The organism is Enterococcus sp. AZ149 (genome assembly GCF_051714285.1).
GTDB lineage: Bacteria > Bacillota > Bacilli > Lactobacillales > Enterococcaceae > Enterococcus_D > Enterococcus_D entomosocium.
In genome coordinates, this window is record NZ_JBIORO010000001.1 from 900,562 (window position 1) to 922,279 (window position 21,718).

The 21,718-nt window shown below is 41.1% G+C and carries 24 protein-coding genes; 21 read left to right on the forward strand and 3 right to left on the reverse strand.

Annotated features, from left to right (window positions below):
- Position 1 precedes the first annotated feature (1 nt).
- The 3 genes from IGI94_RS04200 (at position 2) to IGI94_RS04210 (ending at position 2,820) form a co-directional block, all read left to right on the forward strand.
- Positions 2 to 1,462, forward strand: a complete 1,461-nt coding sequence (locus IGI94_RS04200) for a glycoside hydrolase family 1 protein (protein WP_016610580.1) — start codon at positions 2 to 4, stop codon at positions 1,460 to 1,462.
- 247 nt (positions 1,463 to 1,709) lie between these two features.
- Entirely contained in the window at positions 1,710 to 1,910 is a 201-nt protein-coding gene (locus tag IGI94_RS04205) for a cold-shock protein (RefSeq protein WP_005225331.1), read from the forward strand.
- A 556-nt stretch (positions 1,911 to 2,466) separates the two neighbouring features.
- Entirely contained in the window at positions 2,467 to 2,820 is a 354-nt protein-coding gene (locus tag IGI94_RS04210; RefSeq protein ID WP_005237337.1) for a nuclear transport factor 2 family protein, read from the forward strand.
- A 449-nt stretch (positions 2,821 to 3,269) separates the two neighbouring features.
- Here the strand turns inward: IGI94_RS04210 and IGI94_RS04215 are convergent, their stop codons facing one another.
- A complete protein-coding gene (locus tag IGI94_RS04215; RefSeq protein ID WP_420657460.1) occupies positions 3,270 to 4,670 on the reverse strand; it encodes a metallophosphoesterase in 1,401 nt (466 codons plus the stop codon).
- A 392-nt stretch (positions 4,671 to 5,062) separates the two neighbouring features.
- On the opposite strand from IGI94_RS04215, the gene IGI94_RS04220 reads away from it, so the two are divergent.
- On the forward strand, positions 5,063 to 6,445 hold the full coding sequence (locus IGI94_RS04220; RefSeq protein WP_042890032.1) for a CHAP domain-containing protein: 1,383 nt from the start codon (positions 5,063 to 5,065) through the stop codon (positions 6,443 to 6,445).
- 169 nt (positions 6,446 to 6,614) lie between these two features.
- On the opposite strand, the gene IGI94_RS04225 is transcribed toward IGI94_RS04220, so the two are convergent.
- Entirely contained in the window at positions 6,615 to 8,753 is a 2,139-nt protein-coding gene (locus IGI94_RS04225; protein WP_438899490.1) for a HelD family protein, read from the reverse strand.
- A 263-nt stretch (positions 8,754 to 9,016) separates the two neighbouring features.
- Here IGI94_RS04225 and IGI94_RS04230 point away from each other — a divergent pair, with 263 nt between their 5' ends.
- The 17 genes from IGI94_RS04230 (at position 9,017) to IGI94_RS04310 (ending at position 20,963) form a co-directional block, all read left to right on the forward strand.
- A complete protein-coding gene (locus IGI94_RS04230; RefSeq protein WP_086332109.1) occupies positions 9,017 to 10,054 on the forward strand; it encodes an NADH:flavin oxidoreductase/NADH oxidase in 1,038 nt (345 codons plus the stop codon).
- Between the two features lie 320 nt (positions 10,055 to 10,374).
- Entirely contained in the window at positions 10,375 to 10,857 is a 483-nt protein-coding gene (locus tag IGI94_RS04235; RefSeq protein WP_438899977.1) for a PTS sugar transporter subunit IIA, read from the forward strand.
- Complete coding sequence (locus IGI94_RS04240) at positions 10,854 to 12,257, forward strand: PTS fructose transporter subunit IIC (protein WP_016613797.1); 1,404 nt, start codon at positions 10,854 to 10,856, stop codon at positions 12,255 to 12,257. The genes IGI94_RS04235 and IGI94_RS04240 overlap by 4 nt, the downstream gene beginning before the upstream one ends.
- Positions 12,258 to 12,310: 53 nt before the next feature.
- Complete coding sequence (locus IGI94_RS04245; RefSeq protein WP_016613798.1) at positions 12,311 to 13,177, forward strand: ketose-bisphosphate aldolase; 867 nt, start codon at positions 12,311 to 12,313, stop codon at positions 13,175 to 13,177.
- A 67-nt stretch (positions 13,178 to 13,244) separates the two neighbouring features.
- Entirely contained in the window at positions 13,245 to 13,949 is a 705-nt protein-coding gene (locus IGI94_RS04250; protein ID WP_008377293.1) for a DeoR/GlpR family DNA-binding transcription regulator, read from the forward strand.
- Between the two features lie 155 nt (positions 13,950 to 14,104).
- Positions 14,105 to 14,422 (forward strand): PadR family transcriptional regulator, encoded by a 318-nt coding sequence (locus tag IGI94_RS04255; protein WP_008377296.1) that lies wholly within the window; start codon positions 14,105 to 14,107, stop codon positions 14,420 to 14,422.
- A 6-nt stretch (positions 14,423 to 14,428) separates the two neighbouring features.
- Entirely contained in the window at positions 14,429 to 15,262 is an 834-nt protein-coding gene (locus tag IGI94_RS04260; protein WP_008377298.1) for a hypothetical protein, read from the forward strand.
- Between the two features lie 117 nt (positions 15,263 to 15,379).
- Entirely contained in the window at positions 15,380 to 16,324 is a 945-nt protein-coding gene (locus tag IGI94_RS04265; protein ID WP_005237328.1) for a tocopherol cyclase family protein, read from the forward strand.
- Positions 16,325 to 16,402: 78 nt separating this feature from the next.
- A complete protein-coding gene (locus IGI94_RS04270) occupies positions 16,403 to 18,382 on the forward strand; it encodes a prolyl oligopeptidase family serine peptidase (RefSeq protein WP_438899491.1) in 1,980 nt (659 codons plus the stop codon).
- Between the two features lie 298 nt (positions 18,383 to 18,680).
- Positions 18,681 to 18,833, forward strand: a complete 153-nt coding sequence (gene rpmG, locus IGI94_RS04275) for a 50S ribosomal protein L33 (RefSeq protein ID WP_005225339.1) — start codon at positions 18,681 to 18,683, stop codon at positions 18,831 to 18,833.
- A gap of 16 nt (positions 18,834 to 18,849) precedes the next feature.
- Entirely contained in the window at positions 18,850 to 19,119 is a 270-nt protein-coding gene (gene rpsN, locus IGI94_RS04280; RefSeq protein ID WP_005237326.1) for a 30S ribosomal protein S14, read from the forward strand.
- 15 nt (positions 19,120 to 19,134) lie between these two features.
- Positions 19,135 to 19,269, forward strand: coding sequence for a putative metal homeostasis protein (locus tag IGI94_RS04285; protein WP_005237325.1), 135 nt, complete (start codon positions 19,135 to 19,137; stop codon positions 19,267 to 19,269).
- Between the two features lie 29 nt (positions 19,270 to 19,298).
- Complete coding sequence (rpmF, locus tag IGI94_RS04290) at positions 19,299 to 19,469, forward strand: 50S ribosomal protein L32 (RefSeq protein ID WP_005237324.1); 171 nt, start codon at positions 19,299 to 19,301, stop codon at positions 19,467 to 19,469.
- 37 nt (positions 19,470 to 19,506) lie between these two features.
- Complete coding sequence (locus tag IGI94_RS04295; RefSeq protein WP_194199596.1) at positions 19,507 to 19,902, forward strand: hypothetical protein; 396 nt, start codon at positions 19,507 to 19,509, stop codon at positions 19,900 to 19,902.
- A gap of 25 nt (positions 19,903 to 19,927) precedes the next feature.
- Entirely contained in the window at positions 19,928 to 20,335 is a 408-nt protein-coding gene (locus IGI94_RS04300) for a NusG domain II-containing protein (protein WP_034868672.1), read from the forward strand.
- Positions 20,336 to 20,495: 160 nt separating this feature from the next.
- Complete coding sequence (locus IGI94_RS04305) at positions 20,496 to 20,687, forward strand: hypothetical protein (RefSeq protein WP_005237321.1); 192 nt, start codon at positions 20,496 to 20,498, stop codon at positions 20,685 to 20,687.
- A gap of 108 nt (positions 20,688 to 20,795) precedes the next feature.
- Entirely contained in the window at positions 20,796 to 20,963 is a 168-nt protein-coding gene (locus IGI94_RS04310; RefSeq protein ID WP_005237320.1) for a hypothetical protein, read from the forward strand.
- A gap of 43 nt (positions 20,964 to 21,006) precedes the next feature.
- On the opposite strand, the gene IGI94_RS04315 is transcribed toward IGI94_RS04310, so the two are convergent.
- Positions 21,007 to 21,612 carry a TetR/AcrR family transcriptional regulator gene (locus tag IGI94_RS04315; protein WP_005237309.1) on the reverse strand — a complete coding sequence of 202 codons (606 nt, stop codon included), beginning with the start codon at positions 21,610 to 21,612 and terminating at the stop codon, positions 21,007 to 21,009.
- Positions 21,613 to 21,718: the final 106 nt, after the last annotated feature.

Consider the following 21,718-nt stretch of genomic DNA (forward strand, 5'->3'; position numbering starts at 1 on the left):
AATGAAAAGTTATTTTCCAAAAGATTTCCTCTGGGGAGGAGCAACAGCTGCCAACCAAGTTGAAGGAGGTTCTGGAATCGATGGAAAAGGCTTGTCGGTTTCTGATGTCTATCTATTCGATTCCTCAATGCCGAAAGAACGATGGACTGACCAATGGCATATGATGACTCATCAGCAAGTTGCAGAAGCACAGGATCCAAACAGCACGAAATACTATCCGAAAAGACAGGGAATCGATTTTTATCATCACTTTAAAGAAGATATTCGTTTATTTGCTGAGATGGGCTTCAAAGCCTATCGGATGTCAATTGCCTGGACACGGATCTTTCCAAAGGGGGATGAGGTAGAGCCAAACGAAGCTGGATTGGCATTTTACGACGCAGTCTTTGATGAGTGTTTGAAGTATGGGATCGAACCAGTGGTATCACTATCCCATTATGAGATGCCTTTGTATTTAGTGACTGAGTATGGAGGATGGCCAAACCGGCAAGTGATCGACTTTTACGTCCGTTTTGCCAAGACGGTGATTGAGCGATACCAAAAGAAAGTCAAATACTGGGTGACTTTTAATGAAATCAATTGTGTCAAACACCATCCATATGTTAGTGTCGGGATCATTGAAGAAGGTCATCCTAATATTGAACAAGACAAGTACCAAGGGGCGCACCATCAATTTGTCGCCAGCGCAATCGTGACTGACTATTGCCATCGATTGATTCCCGATGCCAAGGTCGGCTGCATGATCAGCTATCAATTATTAACGCCGTACAGCTGTGATCCAGACGATGTCCAAAAAACAGTTGAAAGTCAACGTACCTCACTCTTTTTCAGTGATGTGCAGGCAAGAGGCTATTATCCAGCATATGCCAACCGCATGTTTGAAGAAAAAGGAGTGGAATTGGTGATCGAACCAGGAGACTTAGAAATCATCCGAGAAAACCCTGTTGATTTTGTTTCCTTTAGTTACTATATGTCCAGCGCAGTCAGCGCGCATCCAGAACGCTTGGAAAGTGCTGTCGGGAATCTGATCACTGGTGGGATTAAAAATCCCTATTTGCCAAGCAGTAAATGGGGCTGGCAGATCGATCCCAAAGGGTTGCGAACAGCATTGAATCAACTCTATGACCGCTACCAAAAACCTTTGTTTATTGCCGAAAACGGTTTGGGAGCAGAAGATGTCGTAAACGAAGATGGCACCATCGATGATTTTTATCGAATCGACTATCTGCGTCAGCATATTGAACAAATCAATGAAGCGTTGCATGATGGCGTCGAGGTCTTTGGCTATACGGCATGGGGCTGTATCGATATCATTAGTGCCTCAACCTCACAAATGTCGAAACGTTATGGCTTTATCTATGTTGACCAAGACGATGAAGGCAATGGCACAAAGAAACGCATCAAGAAAGCGTCATTTGATTGGTACAAAAAAGTAATTGCTTCAAACGGCGCAACTCTTTGATTTTTGATTCTTCCAGATAAAGCAATTGCTAGGCTTAATCATAAGGTTTCTTAACAATTTAGCTTTTTATCAAGAAAAAAAGCCAACTTTATTTGCTATTTTATTTTAACCATGCTATGATGAATAGGTAAAGTTCTGATATGTTAATACTTGTTTATCTTTTCTATTGATACACACTTCAATTACACATCATTTTCTATTACAAACAAATAAACACAGTCGATGTGTAATATGGAGGTATACGTTTATGAATAACGGTACAGTAAAATGGTTTAATGCAGATAAAGGTTTTGGATTTATTACAGGTGAAGACGGCAATGATGTATTTGCTCACTTCTCAGCTATCCAAGGCGACGGCTTCAAAACTTTAGAAGAAGGTCAAGCAGTGACTTTCGACGTTGAAGAAGGCCAACGTGGCTTACAAGCAACAAACATCGTTAAAGGTTAATTGACGTTAACAAGCGAGAATCCATTGGGTTCTCGCTTTTTTTGTTTTATTTTATATAAATATTGAAATGGATCGGGTGTTGATGATCTGCTACAAGAGAATAGTTGCAGGTTTTGAGGACCTGACATGGTAAATAGTACATCTTTGATTTCACTATTCAACTAGCCCTAAGCGTCGCGGTTTACTTACCTATGATTTCTCATTCGATGATAAGCGTATAAAAAGAAAGAGGGGCTGTATACCGTATTCAATAAATTAATAAAGTGATTGAACAGGTTTAGTAGCATCGCTACCAATAAAATCAATGATCGCTAGTGATTCAAATGGCATGTCTCATTTGAATAGAATAAAGAAACAGGTACAGTGGAAAATGCCACGATTCAATGTATGGTCCCCCGTACTTATACAAGAGTAATCGATGTGAAAGATCGATAATTCTTATTCGTTTCATCGATATTGTCTTGAATGAATTGTAAAAGTAGAATATATTGATACAAATTAGCTGCTTTTTTATTGCGATTGGAACAAAGATGATTACATTTCGAGGGGGATTTATATGAAGCCAAAAGAAATACTTTGCCAATGGGTTGATGCGTTTAATCAAGCAGATGTAGAATGTATTTCAGAATTATATGATGACAATGCAATAAACCATCAGGTTGCCAATGAGCCAGTTATTGGGAAAGAAGCGATAAAGCAGATGTTTGAGCAAGATTTTTCTAACGCAAAAATGGTTTGTATCGTTGAGAACATTTTCGAAGATGGACAATGGGCAATTTTAGAGTGGCGTGACCCATTAGGTTTGAGAGGCTGCGGTTTTTTTCAAATAGTAAATGATAAAATTTTATTTCAAAGAGGCTACTGGGATAAATTATCTTTTTTAAAACAGCACGACTTGCCTATTGAATAAAAGGAATTCCCGTATAGGAATGGTTAGCAGATATGCATGACAGGAAGGTTGATCGCTTCACGTAAAATTCTTAAAGGGCAACACTGTATGAAAATAAAGCTTTTTGTTTAAGTAATGTTTAAGAATAAGTACGTTTTCTTCCATTTGCACTCTGTCTCGTGGTATAGTTATTAATAAGCGACAAATATTTTTGTACCACACGTTACTTGTTTTGAAGAAATTTATTCAAACCTGGCGTAACTTCAGAGTTACAAGGATACAATAGAGGTTAGGGATTGTATCGTTTAAATGAGAAATAAATAATAGTAGTAATAGTATGCTGCACTTTCAAAGAATAAATATTGACTCGTCAGATAGCCTTCTCGTTTACCCAAACGAGAGGGCTATCGTTCATTAGAAAAGAAAAAGTGTCTTTTTCCTAAAAGAAAGGAAGAAGACACTTTTTGGCTTTATTCTGCTTTGAGGGGGATCGTCAGCTTGCGATCATCGGTTTGATCGTCGAGCATTGAATCGACATATTGCTTCAAAAAGTAAGAATAGGTCGCTAACCACTGATACTCCTCGGAGTCTTTGATGGCAGCTATTTCCTCGACTGAGTAAGTATCATTGCCAGTAAAAAGGGCCGTGTTCAGCTTCGTGACAAACGTGCAAAGTTGTGTGATCTGGGCTTCTGACAGTTCAGACACGGCGGACAATTGGTCGCGGACCAGTTGGTCGGTGTCATTTTCAAAAATACTTTTCTGGTAGTTTTGATAGTCCAGTAACTGTTCATCAGTTTGCTTCGTTTCAGCCGCCCAAGCATCTAGATCAATTTGACGAGCTTCATAGTCGATTTCCTTGTCAGAAAGAGAAAGGACGCCGTAGCCTAATTCTGCTGTTGAATAAGACCCAGTGACTGCTTCATAAAGCGAATCATTCCCTTCGTTAATGTCTTGAATGTGGATATGACCAGAGAAAACGGCTGGCACGTTGAAACGGTCCAACAAAGCGACAGTTTCGGAGGCATTATCGAGAACATAACCGTCTTGTAACAATTTATTATGACCAAACAAGTTATGATGTAAAAAGACCAGTGGTACTTGCTCTGCTTCTTTTGTCAGGGTTAATTGCTCCTCCAACCAGGTTAGAGTAGCTGGTTTCAACTCACCATTCGTTGTAGGATCATCCCAATTAACCTCAGAATCGTAGATACATGAATCTAGTAAAAAGAGGCGATACTTGTCATTTAACTGAATGCTGTAGCTAAGGGAAGACTTGTCGATACTGTTGGCTTTTTCGTAACCTTCAGCAAAAATCGTTTGAAAATCCTCAGGACTGATTTGATCGGCATAGTATTCCTTTTCACCTTGAAATGCTCGCGCCCAACCATTGTAAATCTCGTGGTTGCCAGGTAATGCTAAAACCATAATGCCAGCTTCTTGCAATGGTTCAAGCAATCTTGCCAACTCTTGAGCACTTGCTTTCTCGCCATTGAGCGTCATATCACCGGTCAAAATAATTCCCGTTGGTTTCTCCTTTAAGGCTTGAGCGGTGAAGGCCTCGATTGATTGTTCTTGATACATCATCTCTTTGCCAGCAGCTCCTTGCGTGAAGGTCTGAAAGGCTTCGCCATTATCATGAAGCGTGGAGGAAAGAAAATGAATATCACTTAAGAGCCAAAACTCACTGTTGCTTGCCTGTTGCAAAGGTGTATCGGCTTCATGCACCTTACGAAATTGAAAGAATAACAGGAAACAGGTGACAAAAAGTGTAAGAAGTGCCAATGGCCAAAACCATTTTTTGTGTGTACGAATCGCGATTCCCTCCTCGCTTGTTTTATTTATTATAGGAAGGAAAAGGAATCTTGTCACATAAAGGGTCTTTTTTTGAAAGATTTCTTGTTTTCATAGTTTTTCTTGTTAAGATAATTCCGAAAAAACTATAAGTGCTCTTATTTAGGTGCTTTTATGTGATAAAAATAACTAAAATAGAAAGAACATCATTTTTTGAAAATGAAAAGAAAACGCGGTGTTTTATTCAGAAACATTGATTTAACGGTCTTTAATTGTTCTGTTATTTATCGCTGAGATAAAGGAAGTGTTAGATTGAAACATTTTTGTAACATTTCCTTTATCTGTGTGTCATATCATTATGGTAGAATTCATTTGTCGTTAAATCGAACATTAAACTTTCTTAGACAAAATTAAGTTTTTATAAAGGCAGTTCATCTGTCAAATCAACCAGCTAGTCGGAGGAAAAACGAGTGAAGAATAGTTTGTTATCAGCATTAATGGTGTGTTCACTAACATTAACCGCAGTTGCAGCACCTGCATTAGCATTTGCAGATTCCATTGATGATCAAATCGAGCAGCAAGACCAAAAAATCAATTCTCTTAAAGGTCAGCAAGCTGACGCCCAATCACAGATCGATTCTCTAGAAGCAGAAATTGAAACAGTGAGTGCAAAAGTTGCTTCATTAGAAGCAAAACAAGTTGAGTTAGGTCAAGAAGCTGAGAAATTGCAAGACAAAATCGCAACATTGAAATTGCGTATTGCCAAACGTGAAGAAGCAATTCAAAAGCAAGCCCGTGATGTACAAGTTAACGGTCAAAGCACCAATTTCATTGATGCTGTTTTAGAAGCAGATTCTTTAACGGATGTTATCGGTCGCGTACAAGCGATGACAACGATCGTCAATGCAAACAATGATTTAGTTGAACAACAAAAACAAGACAAACAAGATGTTGAAGACAAAGTCAAAGAAAACGAAAGCAAGATCCAAGAAGTTGCTGCAAACCAAGCAGAACTTAGCCAACAAAAAGATGCCATTGCAGCAAAACAAGCTGATTTAAATGTCTTGAAAGCAAACTTAGCAGCAGAACAAGCAACTGCTGAAAAAGACAAAGATGCATTGAACAAGAAAAAACAAGAAGCGGAAGCTGAAAAAGCCCGTATCTTGAAAGAACAACAAGAAGCTGCTGCTGCTCAAAAAGCAGAAGAAGAAAGACAAGCTGCTGCTTTGAAAGAAGCACAAGAAGAAGCTGCTGCCCAATCAACAGAGAGCACGACAGAAAATACAGTTGCTTCTACTGAAACAGCAACAAGTAGTTCTTCAAGCAACACAAGCTCAAGTTCAAGCAATACTAGCAGTTCTAACAGCTCAAGTTCATCGAACACAAGCTCTTCGAACACTGGTTCAAGCAATTCAAGTTCAAGTAACTCAGGTTCAAACTCTTCATCAAACAATGATTCTACCGGAAGTACTTCTACAGGCGGCGGAAAAGATCATTCAAGCTCAGGGAACATGTATGCTTGGGGTCAATGTACTTGGTACGTGAAAAACCGTGCTCCTTGGGTAGGTACTTACTGGGGTAACGGGGCCCAATGGGGTGCGTCAGCTGCAGCTGATGGGTACACTGTCAATGGTACACCAGCAGCCGGTGCTGTTGTAGTCTTTGCCGCTGGTCAATCAGTTGGTGGCGTTTGGACTGCTGATCCAACTTATGGTCACGTAGCCTATGTTGAATCATACAACCCATCAAACAATACGATCACGATCTCTCAAGGCGGAATGGGCTTTGACAGTCCTGGTGGACCAAACACTGCAACATTGAGCGCATCTGGATATACTTACATCCATCGCTAATCAAATCAAAAGCAAAGCATCAACGCAATCGCGTTGATGCTTTTTTATTTGATCGATAGCATTTTCAGTTCTTGATCGGTTAGGTGAGAGATTTACCAGAGAGACAAGACAGGGTTCTCTCAAATCTTATCAAGATTCTATAGAAAATAGGAGGTTTCTCGTTCTACTATCAAATAGTGAGAAACGGTGAAAAGGTCGTTTTTGAAGTTACCATCAGTTCTTCCATTGCACGAGAAATCGCCGTATAGAGAATCCGCTGATCTTGATCGGTATGATAATTTTCTGCTGAAACATCATATAAAAGAACCTGCTTAAATTCCAATCCTTTGGCAAGATGAATCGGTAAAACCGTTCCATGAAATGACACGGCCTGTTTATCGAAGAATTGTTTAAGCTCTTCACTGGATCGACTATCTTTTGTGATGATCGTTACTGGCTGCTTAAGTTCCTTTACTATGTCTGCCAAGGCAACGTCAGTCAGATTGGCATAAAACTGTGGCAACTTTCCTGCTGGTCGAACGGCAGAGATGTTTAAATTGGTTTCTTTTGGTAGCATTTGAGCAAATAACCGTGTGATTACACCGCTAGACCGATAACTCGTAGTCAGCTGATACGTTTCGAGGGATTTCGCCTGTTGTTGAAATATCGTTTGGATTTCTGATACGGTGATGGCACTTGTAAAAATCGCCTGTTGCTGATCCCCCACGAGGGTGAAAGCGGTCATAGGAAAAAGACATAATAGAAACTGCAGTTGTGCTGGCGTATAATCTTGGACTTCGTCGATAAAGAGATAGCGCAAAGCAGGGACAGGTTGTTTTTCGGCCACCAAATGACGTATCAGCAATAGACAAACAGTATAATCCAAACTATCTGTTGTTTGCGTCAAAGTGATCTGTCCATGAGTAAAATAGTCGGCACTGTCTGCTAACAATTGTTTCGTATCAAACCACGTAAGGTCGTTGATTTGTTTCGTAACTTTTGCATATTTTTTCTTTAGGAGGCGAAGGGCTGCATTCTGAATCGTTTTTTCTGAATCATCTTTTAAAACTGTCCCTAAAAGGGATCGTTGTTCATCTTCAGTCAAAGAACGAACTTGGTTGTGAACATTCGCTGCTAAGGCATTTTTTTGCAATCGTTCCTCCCAAGCGTAAGCCAATTTCTTTTTGACAGCTTGGATGCGATCGCGCAAGGATGCCTGTTTCGGTGTTTCTTGGAAGAAAGTGTCGATCGTTTCTTCAGAAAAAAGGACGACGTTTTTTCTTTTGATTGGTTTAAACTGAAGCACAAGTTCTTCTGGCAGCTGTTTGCTCAAGGATTGAAGAAAGCGGCTGAAGTCAGCACTGCGTAAAAGTTCGATTGCTTCACTGGGTGCTTGCTGGATGCGGTCAAAATAAGCCTCTTCCGATTCTAAGTCAACGCTAGGAAATGCTTGGCAAAACTGCCGCATGGTCAACGTCAATGGATTTTTTTCACCGAGGGAAGGCAGCACTTGCGAAATATAATCAATAAACCGCGAATTCGGGGAGAGGATCAAGACATTCTCTGCGGTCATCTCTTCACGAAAATGGTACAGCAAAAAGGCGATCCGCTGCATGACAGCAGAAGTTTTTCCGCTTCCAGCAACACCGTTGACCAGTAGGTTTTTATGCGCTAAGTCACGGATGATGACGTTTTGTTCGTGTTGGATCGAAGCAGTGATATCCTGCATTTTTCGGCTATTATTGGCTTCAAGGGCTGCCAGTAACACGTCATCTTGAATCGCCACTGAGGTATCAAAGGCTTGCTTCAATTGATCTTTTTCGATAATAAATTGACGGCGTTGTTCAAGAACGGCAGAAATCGTCTGATTGTTCACTTGATAAGAGACCGGACCCAAGCGTTTGGCATAGAACAATTCGGCAATTGGGGAGCGCCAATCATAGATCAGCCCTTCCTTATTTTCATTAACAAAACCATTGATCCCAATGTAAAAATCTTCTATCGTTTCCTCATCTTCAAATTGTAGGGAGATTTTACCAAAGTAGGGACTATCCAGAAGACGGTCGATGGCAGCTAATTCACGTTCAGCAGATTGAAGAGCGGCGTTCATTTGGTCGATCTCACGATTCTTACTTTCGATGGCAGCAAAAGTATCTAAACGGTCAGCAAAATTATCAAAGTTTAAGCGAATCTCTTCGCCGATGCTTTGCATCGCAAGGCGATCTTTTTTTCTGCCTTCAGTCAAGAAACTGTTCAGCACTGTCTTTCGTGTCAGCAATTGCTGGTACGTGTCTGCGAGATGCTTCTTTTCAGCCTTTAGGTTGTTCATTCAGACTCACATCCATTCTCCAAAGTAACTCAATTATACGGGCATCCACCAAAAATACTAGTCTATTTTTTTGACTCTGGATGCGGTATAATAATAGTGGGAAGAGGCAGCTGATTGTTCCAATGTCATGGGAGCAAGCAGAATGCGTCTATTTTTTTGTTTTAAAAATGAGAAAAAGGGTCATTGCTTGTGTTTTTGAAGGGGCTGTTTATACTGAATATAGAGAAAAATACAAAGCGAAAAATCGTTGAGGGAGTGTCAACATGTCCAAACTATTGTCACCAGTGAAGCTAGCGAATTTAACATTGGCCAACCGCGTCGTTATGTCGCCGATGTGTATGTATGAAGTAAAAAAAGAAGACGGTGTTGCGGAGCCCTTTCATTTTGTTCACTATGGGGCACGAGCATTAAGCAAAGCCGGATTGATCATTATCGAAGCAACTGCCGTTGAACCAGACGGACGAATCACAAACAATGATCTAGGGTTATGGAATGAAGAACAGCAAACAGAACTGACGAAATTGGTGGAACTGCTGCATGGTTTCAATGCGCAAGTAGGCATCCAACTAAGCCATGCAGGACGAAAAGCAGTTGATGCCACCAATCCTTTGGCACCAAGTGCCGTTGCCTTTAACGAACGCTACCCGTTACCGTCAGAAATGACCCTGGCGGAGATCAAACGGGTGCAAGACAGTTTTGTTCAGGCTGCCCAACGAGCAGCTAATGCGGGTGTCGCGATGATCGAACTTCATGGGGCTCATGGCTACTTGATGGACCAATTTCTTTCGCCATTCGTCAATCAACGCACCGACCAGTATGGTGGTTCCTTAGAGAATCGGTATCGCTTTGTAAAAGAAACGGTACAAGCAGTTCGGGCGGTCTTTTCTGGGGCATTGTGGATGCGCTTGTCACTGACAGACTATGAAGAACCAGGACGCCAAAATTCGTTGGAAGATTGGCAGCAAGTAGCCCAATGGCTTCAAGCAGATGGCATTGATTGTCTTGACTGCTCCACAGGCGGTGTGGTGGATAAAAAGCCTAATATTCCGATCTATGATGGCTACCAAGTGCCCTTTGCTGCAGCCATCAAGCAAGTGGTCGATATTCCCGTAGCAGCAGTCGGTTTATTGGATAATCCTGATCTTTGCGAATATCTTTTGCAAACCAATCAAGTGGATTTGGTTTTACAAGGCCGCGCGTTGATCAGAAATGTCAACTGGTTGGCAGATGCAGCGGCTAAACTTCACGATAAGTCCTTTCAAGCGTACAATGATTCCTATCAACGTGGGGTGAAACGTTGATATATGTTTTATTACATGAGAGTTGATTCGAAAGAATGACTTGTAAGTGTAGAGATCGGGAATGGAAGAAAAGTAGAGATTTACTTACGGTTCTTCTTTTAAAAATTTTTTTAGTATAGGTTAGGTATTAATCGAAATAAGAGAACAATGGACGATGATTTGTCGTTCTTTGTTCTTTTTTTGACTTTTATAGATCATTTTTATGAACGTATTCCACTTTTTTTCGTCTATTTGCATTAAATAGCTCATAGCATTGAACTGTTTAGTTCACGATGGTATAGTTTAGGCAAGTTTTCGAAAACGATTACAAAAAAATGGAGGTGTTGAAATTGGATATCGGTCAACTGATTGATGAACGATTCATTTTATTTGATGAGCAAATTCGGACAAAAGAAGAATTGTTTACTCAAGCATCTGTTTTATTCGAGTCCTCAGGAGTTATCAGTAATATAAAGAAGTACAAAAAAGATTTATTTCGTCGCGAGAAACAAACCTCTACTGGGATTGAAGATCATTTTGGTATTCCTCATGCAAAAAGTAAGGCAGTACTAAGGCCCGCAATCGCCTTCGTAAAGTCGAGTCAAATTACTGATTATCAAGCAATTGACGGAACGGCTGTCACCTATTCTTTTGTCATCGCAGTACCTGAAAAGAGTACTGACGATCATTTAATCATCTTAAGCAATCTCGCACGGTTGTTGATGCACGAAGGATTTCGAAATGCAGTAAAGAAGGCAAAAGACGCCTCAGATATTATTAATAATATTCAATCAAATCAATCAGAAAAGAGGGAACCTGTATGAAAATTGTCGGTATTTCTGCTTGTCCGACTGGAATTGCGCATACGTATATGGCTGCTGAAAAACTGGAAAAAACGGCAAAATCATTGGGATATACAATCAAAATCGAGACACAAGGAGTAAAAGTCGAAAACATTTTGAGTACAGAAGAAATTCAACAGGCAGAGGTTGTCATTTTAGCGGTTGACAAAGAAGTACAGACCGACCGATTTGCTGGAAAAAAAGTTAAAAGAGTGTCAACCGCAAGAGCAATCAGAGAACCAGAAAAAGTAATTCAAGAGGCAATTGATGGGGTAGAAGTGACCACGGTTGCCCAAGCCGAGCATGTTTCAAACGAATCCGGAAAGAAAGCTGGCATTTATAATCATTTCATGAATGGCGTTAATTACATGTTGCCTTTGGTTATTGCTGGTGGAATTTTAATTGCGTTTAGTTTTGCTTTTGGGATCAATGCAGCTGATCCTAGCGATCCATCATACAATCAAATTGCCGAAGTTTTAAGCACGATTGGTGGGAATACGGCTTTTGCATTGATGGTTCCTGCACTTGCAGCAGGAATTGCCACTTCCGTTGCCGGTAGACCGGGCTTTGCCGCTGGTTTGGTTGCGGGAACGATGGCGGCAAGTGGAGGATCTGGTTTTTTAGGTGGGATGGTTGGTGGTTTACTCGCTGGGTATGCTACGGATTATTTAGCGAATAAAGTAACAGTAGCAAAATCATTTGCGGCACTCTATCAGTTGATTATTGTTCCTTTGATCTCAGTTGCTGTGACTGGCTTTGCCATGTTTTATTTCATTGATAAACCAATCTCTTATGTATTGGATGCTTTGACGAATTGGCTTAATGGACTTGGTTCTACGAGTGGTGTGGTATTCGGCTTACTGATAGGCATTATGATGGCAGCTGATATGGGCGGTCCCATCAATAAATCGATTTCAACCTTTAGTATTGGTTTGATGTCGGCAGGAGTTAATGCACCAATTGCGGCTTGTATGGCTGCCGGGATGACACCTCCTCTAGGCATTGCCTTGGCTTCTATCTTGTTTAAGCAAAAATTTACTCAAGAAGAACGAACTTCTGCTCAGTCTTGCTGGGTTTTGGGATTATCTTATATTACTGAAGGTGCGATTCCATTTGCTGTCGCTGACCCATTACGAGTAATACCTAGTTTGATGGCAGGTTCAGCAACCGCTGCTGCAATATCAATGGGTGTCGGCGTAACTTCATTAGCTCCACATGGTGGTATCTGGATCTTACCGATTCCCAATGTATTGAACAATCCGTTGATGTATGTCGTGGCAATCGTTTCTGGAACGGTGGTTACAGCATTGATGTTAGGGTTTTTGAAAAAATCTAGAACTGAAATGGAACGCCAACCAACCGATGAAGGAAAACTGATTTAGAAACTATTTATAAGTTGAAGCGAAACGAATCAAAAGAAAAGAGGAATGTCACAATGTTAATGACAATGAAAGAATTACTTGCTGTAGCAAAAGAACATAAATTTGCTGTTCCAGCATTTAATATTTGCAGTTTTGATATGTTAAAAGCAATCATGGAAGAAGTTGAGGCACAGGATGCACCAGTCATTTTAGAAATTCATCCTGATGAGATCGAATACTTAGGAGATTGTTTCATAGCGACAGTGCGAGAGTACGCATTAAAAAGTAAGGTACCAGTCGTTATTCATTTGGATCACGGGGGATCAATCTACGATGTCATGCGGGCGATCCGTAATGGCTATACCTCGGTGATGATCGATGCATCATTAGCCGATTACGAAGAAAATAAAAAAATCACGAAAGAAGTTGTTGAACTGGCACATATGGTTGGTGTCAGCGTTGAAGCAGAAATTGGTACGATTGGGAACAACGGTTCCGCAGAAGGGGGAGCTGCAGAAATTATTTACACAGATGTCGACCAAGCCGAAGACTTTGTACGTGCTACCGGCATTGACACCCTTGCCATTGCAATTGGAACGGCTCATGGGTTGTATCCAAAAAATATCACCCCTAAGTTGAACATCGATTTGTTGAAAAAGTTGAACGATCGTATTGCTTTACCATTTGTATTGCATGGTGGGTCAGGAAACCCAGATCATGAAGTGCGAGAGTCTGTAAAATATGGCGTATGTAAAGTAAATCTTAGTTCTGATTTGAAATCCGTATTTTTTGATTCAGTCAGAAAAGTATTGACGGAAAACCCTGCTATGTATGAACCAAATCAAGTATATGTACAACCAATAAAAGATGTGAAAGCTGTTGTACGCCATAAGTTGACCCTGCTGAATACGGTTGACAAAGCACGTTTTTATCAGAGATAATAAATGAAATGATTGATTGGTACAGGATTAAATTGGTGGGAATCTCTTTTTTAAAGGAGTTTAATGTATGGGGAAAGCAAAAGATGAGCGTAAGCAGAAAATCATGATGTATTTAAATGAAACGAAATTTGCTTCTCTGGGGGAATTAGTTGAATTCTTACATTATAGTGATGCTACGGTCAAACGCGATCTGATTGAACTGGAAAACGAAGAACAAATCAGACGTACCCGAGGTGGTGCTGTGCTGATCGATTCAGAGAAGGTCGATGCGGCTTATCTGACAAAAGTGGGGAATTATGTCAATGATGAAGAAAAACGCAGAATTGCAGAACGTGCAGTGACGTATATTGAGGACGATATGACCATTTTCGTGGACAGTTCGAGCACAGCTTTGCACCTGATCCCTTACCTGAAAAAAATTCATGGGTTACGAGTGGTAACCAATAGTGTGCTAACTGCCGCACTACTATCGGAACATACTGCTGCTGAGGTGACCATCGTTGGCGGGACGGTAACGAACAAAAAGTTTACCGTTAATTCAGTTACAGCAGTCAACCAGCTCAGAACCTATCATTTTGATCTTGCACTTCTCTCATGTAGAGGATACGATGAAGAAAAAGGAGCCACTGAGAATACTGAAGGGGAAGCAGTATTTAAACAGGTATTGAAAGACTGCACCGAAAAAATTATTCTAATGGTTTTAGAATCAAAGCGGAATAAAGTATATTTTTACAAGAGCCTCTTACCCGAGGATATCGATATTGTCATCTAGAAAAAAGCATCGGGTTTGTCAAAAACGGTCTTATTTAAAAGGCCGTTTTTATTTCCACTGCTAGTATGCTTTACAAACTAGTGGCAAACACGTATACTAGGTACAACACTAGTTTGTATAACAAACTAGATAAAGGGAACCAAAGGAGGGAAATCGTGAAAGAGACGCAATTGCTAAAAGGGGTTTTGGAAGGGTGTGTTTTGCAAGTGATTGCTCAAAAAGAGATTTATGGTTATGAACTGGTACAGGAACTGAAGCAAAGAGGCTTTGAAACGATCGTTGGCGGCACGATCTATCCTTTGCTGCAGAAGTTGGAAAAACAAGAACTTATTACCTCTGAGATGAAAAAGTCACCTGAAGGACCTGATCGCAAGTATTTCTCGATCACCCCGAAAGGCATAGACTATTTGGCACAATTTAGAGAACAATGGACGAACCTAATGAAGAAAGTCGAAGGATTATTTAAGGAGTGAGGAAACATGGCAAATAAACAAGAGACGACCTATTGGCGAAAGCAAACCAATCTGATCGAGCAACAATTCAATGAGAAAAATCGCCAATTTTTTGATGATTTTCGAGGCTACCTCTTACTTTCCAGCCTTTTTTACGATGAGCATAAAGTCACAGAGCAGGTATACGCGATTGCAATGGATTTATTAGAAGCACAAACTCATGGGGAAGAGGCGCAACACTATTTTGGCAATGATCCGAAAGGGGTGGCAGATGAACTATTGGCAAACACGCCAAAGAGTAATCTCAAAGAGCGCCTCAAATTGGCGTATCTAGCGGTTGGCATCAGTTGGGGAATCAAATTTATAGCTGATTTTACAAATCAAGGACCACTGGTTCTTAACCTTCTGGATTATCTTTTGACAGGATTGGTAACTGTGTTAGCGATCATCGGGATTTTTGCGATCATCAGCAAAACCATCTATCAAAAGAAGGGCACAAGCAAAGTGATTCGTTTCGGCTCCCTGTGGCTCGTTGTAAGTGGCTGGATTGGTCTTTCACTGCTGATCAATCTGCTGACCCCAAACTGGTGGCTCCTGACGATCGCATTTCCATTTGATGTAGTATTGGTTGGCAGTTTGCTGGTAGCGGCGATCGTTTTTGTTGTATCACTCAAAGAAAAAGCTTTTTATCCGATCGTTTTTCTACTGGGGGTATTTGTGTTGCTTGGTTGCCTGCAAAAAGCCATGGCATTTTATCACATTGGGGATCCATCGTGGATGACCGGCGGACTTTTGACACTGTTAGTTGTAGGGTTTCTTATTTTTCTCTGGTGGACCCGTCGAGTGATGAAAGAGCAATAAGCAAAGCCAGAAACAAGTGTCTTGCTTGTTTCTGGCTTTTTTTACATAGAAAAAGCATTATCCTGAGGAATCTTTCTGCTTCATGCTACACTAAAAAAGAAACGGAGGGAAATCAAGATGTTGACAACAGATCAGTTCTTTCACGGCCACGACAAGCAGACCGCTTTTTTTGAAGGCTGGTACCATAAACACCAAATCGGTGAAGAAGTCTATGCTTTTATTCCTGGTTTTTCGATTCAAAAAGACGGGACCAAAGAAGTATTCATTCAAGTGATCAATCATGAGGGTGCGCATTACTTTTCCTTTCCAGAAACTGACTTTCAAGTGTCAGAAGAGGAGCGTAAAGTAACGATTGGTGACAATATCTTTAGTGAAGCAGGCATCCAAGTCTCTTTAAAAAATAACGAACTTCAAGTACAAGGGTCAGTAAAGTATAACGACCACAAACCGATTCAGCGGACACGTTATGCGCCGAGTATCATGGGTCCTTTTTCGTATCTGTCATTTATGGAGTGTTATCACGGGGTCTTGAGCATGAGTCATACCTTAGAAGGTACGCTGTACTGGAACGAAGAACCAATCGATTTTACGAACGGGATCGGTTATTTGGAAAAAGATTGGGGAACCTCCTTTCCAGCAGCTTATATTTGGGTTCAGTGCAACAGCTTTGATGCGCCAGATGTTCGGTTCTTTTTCTCCGCAGCCGACATTCCCTTTGCTGGTTTTGCTTTTTTGGGAACGATTTGTGTTCTGCAAGTCGGCAGCCAAGAATATCGTTTTGCTACTTATCATGGTGCAAAGATTCATGATGTCAAACGCACGGAAGACCGTTTAGTGATCCATCTCAAACAAAAACAATGGTCCTTAACGATCGAAGTTTTGACGAAAGAAGGGCATTCTTTGAGGGCACCTTCTATTGGGCAAATGAATCGGATCATTCGCGAAAGTGCCAGTACGGAAATCACCTTGACCCTTTTAGAAAATGGGCAGGAGATCTTAAGGCAGACAGGGATGTCGGCTGGTTTTGAAGAAGTTGCGAATTTGCGAGGATTTCACTATTAAAAAAAGCAGAAAAATTCGTTTCTTTTGATATACTAGTAGATAGTTACTACGAAAACACGTATATTTGGAGGGAAATGGATGAAAAAAATAACGAATGAGACACTGTTTGAACTGAAAACGATTGCGCAGCCTGCAGTGGGGCAAAATCAGGTTTTTTACTTGGAAACGGTAGTCAACCCAGAGACCAACACGTATGATTCAGCGATTTATAGTATTGACGCAAAGACCAAACAACGGCGTGAGTGGGGCACCGAAGCGACGACCCACAACAGTCTAAAGGTCTCGCCAGATGAGCAATGGCTCAGTTTTGTGACGACCGATCCAAAGAAAGGTGAAAGTACGTTATGGACGATGTCGGTGTCCGGCGGCAAGCCCCAAGCACTTGTCACTGAAAAAGGTCTGGGCGACTATTTTTGGAAGCAAGACGCAACGGCTATCTATTACCAGCTGGCACAAGAGGAGACGGTTTCAGAGAATCAAGACGACAAAGAAAAGACGGACAAGCAAAAGGAATTTCCACAAGTAAAAGCTACTACGAAAGTCAATTATTTGGCGGATGGCGTCGGCTTTTTAAAAGAAAAAAAACATTCGATCATCAAAAAAACGATCGCGACACAAGAAACGGAACTGATTTTTGAGCATAAGTATCCCTTTGTGTTCTCTGGCTTAGCGGATGATCAAGAGACTTTGTTTTTCACTTTTGACAAAGAGGAAGAAGACGAGTGGGATTATGGCTCGAAGGTTTGTCTCCTAAATAGTCAGACGAAAAAGACAGAAAGTTTAGAAAACATTCTGCCAGAAGGAACGTATACTTTTGCTGCAGCGCACAATGATCAGCTATTACTATTAGGCAATGATCTTTCCTATGGTTTTGTGACCTTGGATGATTTGTTTTTGGTCGACTTAAAAACAAAAGCGGTCAAAAATCTTTCCCAAGATCTTGACATCGCTTTTGGCAATGCGATCATCAGTGATTTTCAACAAAAAAATCGCGGCGTAGCGATCACCTGGTTGACGGATGACACATTCCTTGTACCCGTAACGGAGCATGGCAAGCTACAATTGTACCGCGCCTCGATCCAAGGAGAATGGACCAAACTGCTTGATGAAAAAATGGATATCCTTGATGCGGCGATCTATTCGGAAGCCAAACTTGCTGTTGCTTATGCGACGCCAACGATCCCTAGTCGCTTAGGCTTGATTGACTTAGCAAGTGGCGAAGTAACTGATCTATACGATCCCAACCAAGCAATTATGTCACAGTTAGCGATCAGTAAACCCGAAGCGTTTTGGTACGAAGGAGCAGATGGTTGGCAAATTCAAGGCTGGTATTTGCCCCCGACCGAAACACAAGAAAGTCATCCAGCAATTTTGTACATCCATGGCGGTCCGCAAGTCTGCTACGGCGAAACATTTTTCCACGAGATGCAAGTCCATGCCGCTAACGGCTATGGGGTCATCTTGTTGAACCCTCGTGGCGGGCAAGGGTACGGTCAGGCGTTTGTCAAATCGATTTTAGGTGATTATGGCAATAAAGATTATCAAGACTTGCTGTTGGGGGTTGATGCCGTGGTGGCAAACCATCCAGAAATCGATACGAACACGATCCATGTAGCTGGTGGCAGCTATGGTGGCTTTATGACCAACTGGATCGTTGGTCATACGGATCGTTTTTGTGCGGCAGTTACGCAACGCTCGATCTCAAATTGGATCAGCTTTTATGGGACGAGCGACATTGGACCTGCCTTCGTCAAATTCCAATTGTTGCGGGAACTTGATGAGACCGAAGGACTTTGGAAGATGTCGCCTTTGGCCTATGCCAGCCAAGTCAAGACACCTACGCTAGTCCTCCATGGGGAAAATGATTTGCGATGTCCGCAAGAACAAGGACAGCAGTTTTACATGGCGTTGCAGCGTAAAGGCGTCGATACGAAGCTGATACTGTTTCCTCAATCCTCGCATGGTTTATCACGCAATGGCTTGCCGAACTTGCGGATAGAACGCTTGCAGGCGATCAGTGAATGGCTTGCATCACATGAGAACAAATCAGTAAATTAACCGAAAGAAATCACCTGATAAAGGATCACGACATGGGCTGCTTGAAAAGCCCGACCAGTGATTCCTTAAAGATCAGGTGGTTTTTTTGCGCGATCAAAAGCTACAGGTTCCTGTTACCTTGCCGCCAATGACAGCAACGATTGAAAACAAATTCATATGACGTTTTCTTCACGTGTTAAATAACAAAAAGAAGAAATAGTTTTGCTTGCTTCCTATGTTTGAGTGTGATATGATACAAAACGTAATCGTTACACTTTAATCTTTTTTGGTGTGACGCAAGAGGAAGGAGCTGGTTATTATGAGAAACAATATTATTTTGGCATGTGTGGAGACAGGGGAAAGACTTTATTTGACCAATAAGAACCAGCGCAATACGCCGGAACGTTTAGAATTAAAAAAATATTCACCAAAGTTGCGGCGCAGAGCGATTTTTCGTGAAATCAAGAAATAGGAAGGACAATAACTGAATGGCAAAAAAATCAAAAATGGCAAAATACAACAAGCAAGTACAACTGATCGAACAATACCGAGCAGTGCGTCAAGAATTAAAAGCGCAAGGAGATACCCAAGCATTGGCCAAACTACCGAAGGATTCGAATCCGACTCGTTTGAAGAAACGGGATATGATCGATGGTCGTCCTCGGGGCTACATGAATAAATTCGGCATGTCACGGATCAATTTCCGTAAGCATGCACACCTCGGAGAAATTCCCGGCGTTACAAAAGCAAGCTGGTAACAGAAAGGAGTCAACATGGAAAAAACGGACTTGTCTAGTGCGTATCGACGTTTAAAGAGCCCGAACATCAAAACAAGGAAACGCGCATTAAAAATCATTCATGAATTTAAACGAAACAAACGAAAAAATGCATTGCAGCTGCGTGCATAATGAAAAAGTGAAAGAAAGTTGGAAATGACATGGCAGTACCTGCAAGAAAAACATCAAAAGCAAAAAAGAATAAGCGTCGGACCCACCATGGCGTCAAATCCCCAGCGATTTCGTTTGATGGGACAACAGGAACCTTCAAGCGCAGCCACCATGTATCTTTAGCAGAATACAAAGCACAGCACCCAATCGAAAAGAATTAACGCCGTCTTATGACGCCGTCCAGAAAGCAGGGGGAAAATGGAGATCATCTATCCGTCATTGATTGAAGAAGCCTATCGTCACAGTAAAAAATTTCATCCAGAGATCACCAAAGAGGCCATCTATCGCCATTTTTACGAAGCTGGTTTAATCAAAGAAAATGGCGATCCAACGGAAAAAGCCTTGTCAGAAGGGGTCGTTAAAGATTATACTGAGGACTGGGATCTTACCTTTGAAGAATTTTTGATGATCTACCCGGTGTTTCGTTCCTTTGACTCAAAGCATTTCAAGAAGATCGAGCATTTTTGGGAAATGGATTTGACTTTGCAAGAACAAATCCTTGCCCAATGGGAGCAAGAAACCTTCACAGAGGAAGAGATCATCGATCTAACTGCTTTTTTTGAAGAGCGATTACCTTCTAAAAAGGAACAGTAAATGAACCGTGAAAGGCGTACATGTGATGAAAAAGACGATCCAGCCATTTTTAAAACTTCTAAAGCCCTATGATTATCTGCTGTTTATTCTGTTAGTTGTCGGCTCTTTTTTACCGCTTTTTCTATTTGAAGCACAAGCTCAAAGTGATACCGGCGATCGGTATGCAATCGTGCGAATAAATGGAGAAGAGGTTGACCGTTTTAACTTAGAAGAAATCGATGCGATGGAAAAAACCTACTATCCAGCAGAAGGTCAGTACAATATCGTCGAGATCAAAGATGGCGCGATCCGAGTTCGTGAAGACAATAGTCCCGACCAGATTGCTGTCAAAACCAGCTGGATCTATCGCAATGGACAGACGAGCATTTGCCTGCCTCATAAGCTAGTGATCGAGATCAAGCAAGCTGGTGCTTCTGACTATTTAATTTATTAATCGAACTTCGTGGTAGTTGGAAACTACACTATTTTGTGTTGGTGGGAAATCGTTGGATTTTCTACTGACACTTTTTTATTGAAAATAGAAAATAAGTGCGTCTAACTGGAGACAATCTGTCGATCAAACTCAGTCTCATTTGATAAGAAACGAGGAGCATATGAAAAAGATAAGTTTCTGCAAACATCCTTCAAACCAAAGCTATGTCAATAATGCTGTATTGCCAGAAATGGGGAACGGTGAAGGGGAGAAGAAAGGATCGTTCCGTTTGTTCAACAAATTTTCTTCTAAACCTAGAAAAACAGTTCAGCATTACGAAGCATTGGTTGCGTCTAAATCGCTTGTCCAATAAAGAGGAACGAAAACCCTAAAAATCCTTTTTTATGAAGGGCTATAATAAGTTGAAGATTTTTTTTATTTGCGATAGGCTATTAGTAAAGCATTCGGGAGATGAAAACACATGAAATTTAAATTGAATCTAAAAGAAAAAGTAACGGAAGTTGCAGAGCATGTCTATGATGTGGTGAAAAAGGAAGATTATGCGATTCGTGTGGCTCCAAAAGGAATCAAAGTAACGAAACAGCGCAAGACGAAAGACACGATCAAATGGCGTTCAAAGAATCACTAATTGAGGAATAAAAAAGAAACTGCACATTCGCAGCTTCTTTTTTTTATTCCTCAATCTCAATCCCCAAGACAGTCAGGTGGCCGTTTGCCACCAGTTTGATGACAAGTTTTGCTAGATGGTCGGGTGTCATCGTTGTTTCTGCCGTTAGCCACCAATGCAAGGTACCAACAAATATCGAGGTCATATAGTCAATGATGAAGTCTAAGGGCACTTCAATGTCTCCTTCGGTGATTCTCAACGTTGAAAAGATCTCTTGGTAACGTTCAGTCAAAATCAGGCCCAACTTTTTACGGATGATCTCAATGGCAGAGGCATCCATGATCGTCAAATAAAAGGAACGATTGTTTTGAATGTGTAAAAAAAGTTCGGTCATGGCCGCTTCGATTTTGCGGATTTTGATGCGATTGCCTTGAACAAAATCTTCAAAATCAAGAATCGCGGTAAATGATTCGACAGCCAAGTCAAATATCTTTTCATACAAGTCTTGTTTGTCTTTGTAATGGGCATAAAAGGTTGCACGGTTGATCATGGCTTCATCGGCGATATTTTGGACAGTCACTTGCTCGAAGCCTTTTTCTTCCACTAAGCGGATAAAAGCTTCAATAATGTACTTATTGGTTCGTTTGACACGTAAATCCAATTTTTTCATATTGTGAATTTCCTTTCAAAATAAACAACAAAAAACGGGTAATTGTTGTTTATCCCACACCTTCCTTAGAATTGTTTGTTGAATTATCAATTAAAAGAATTACAAT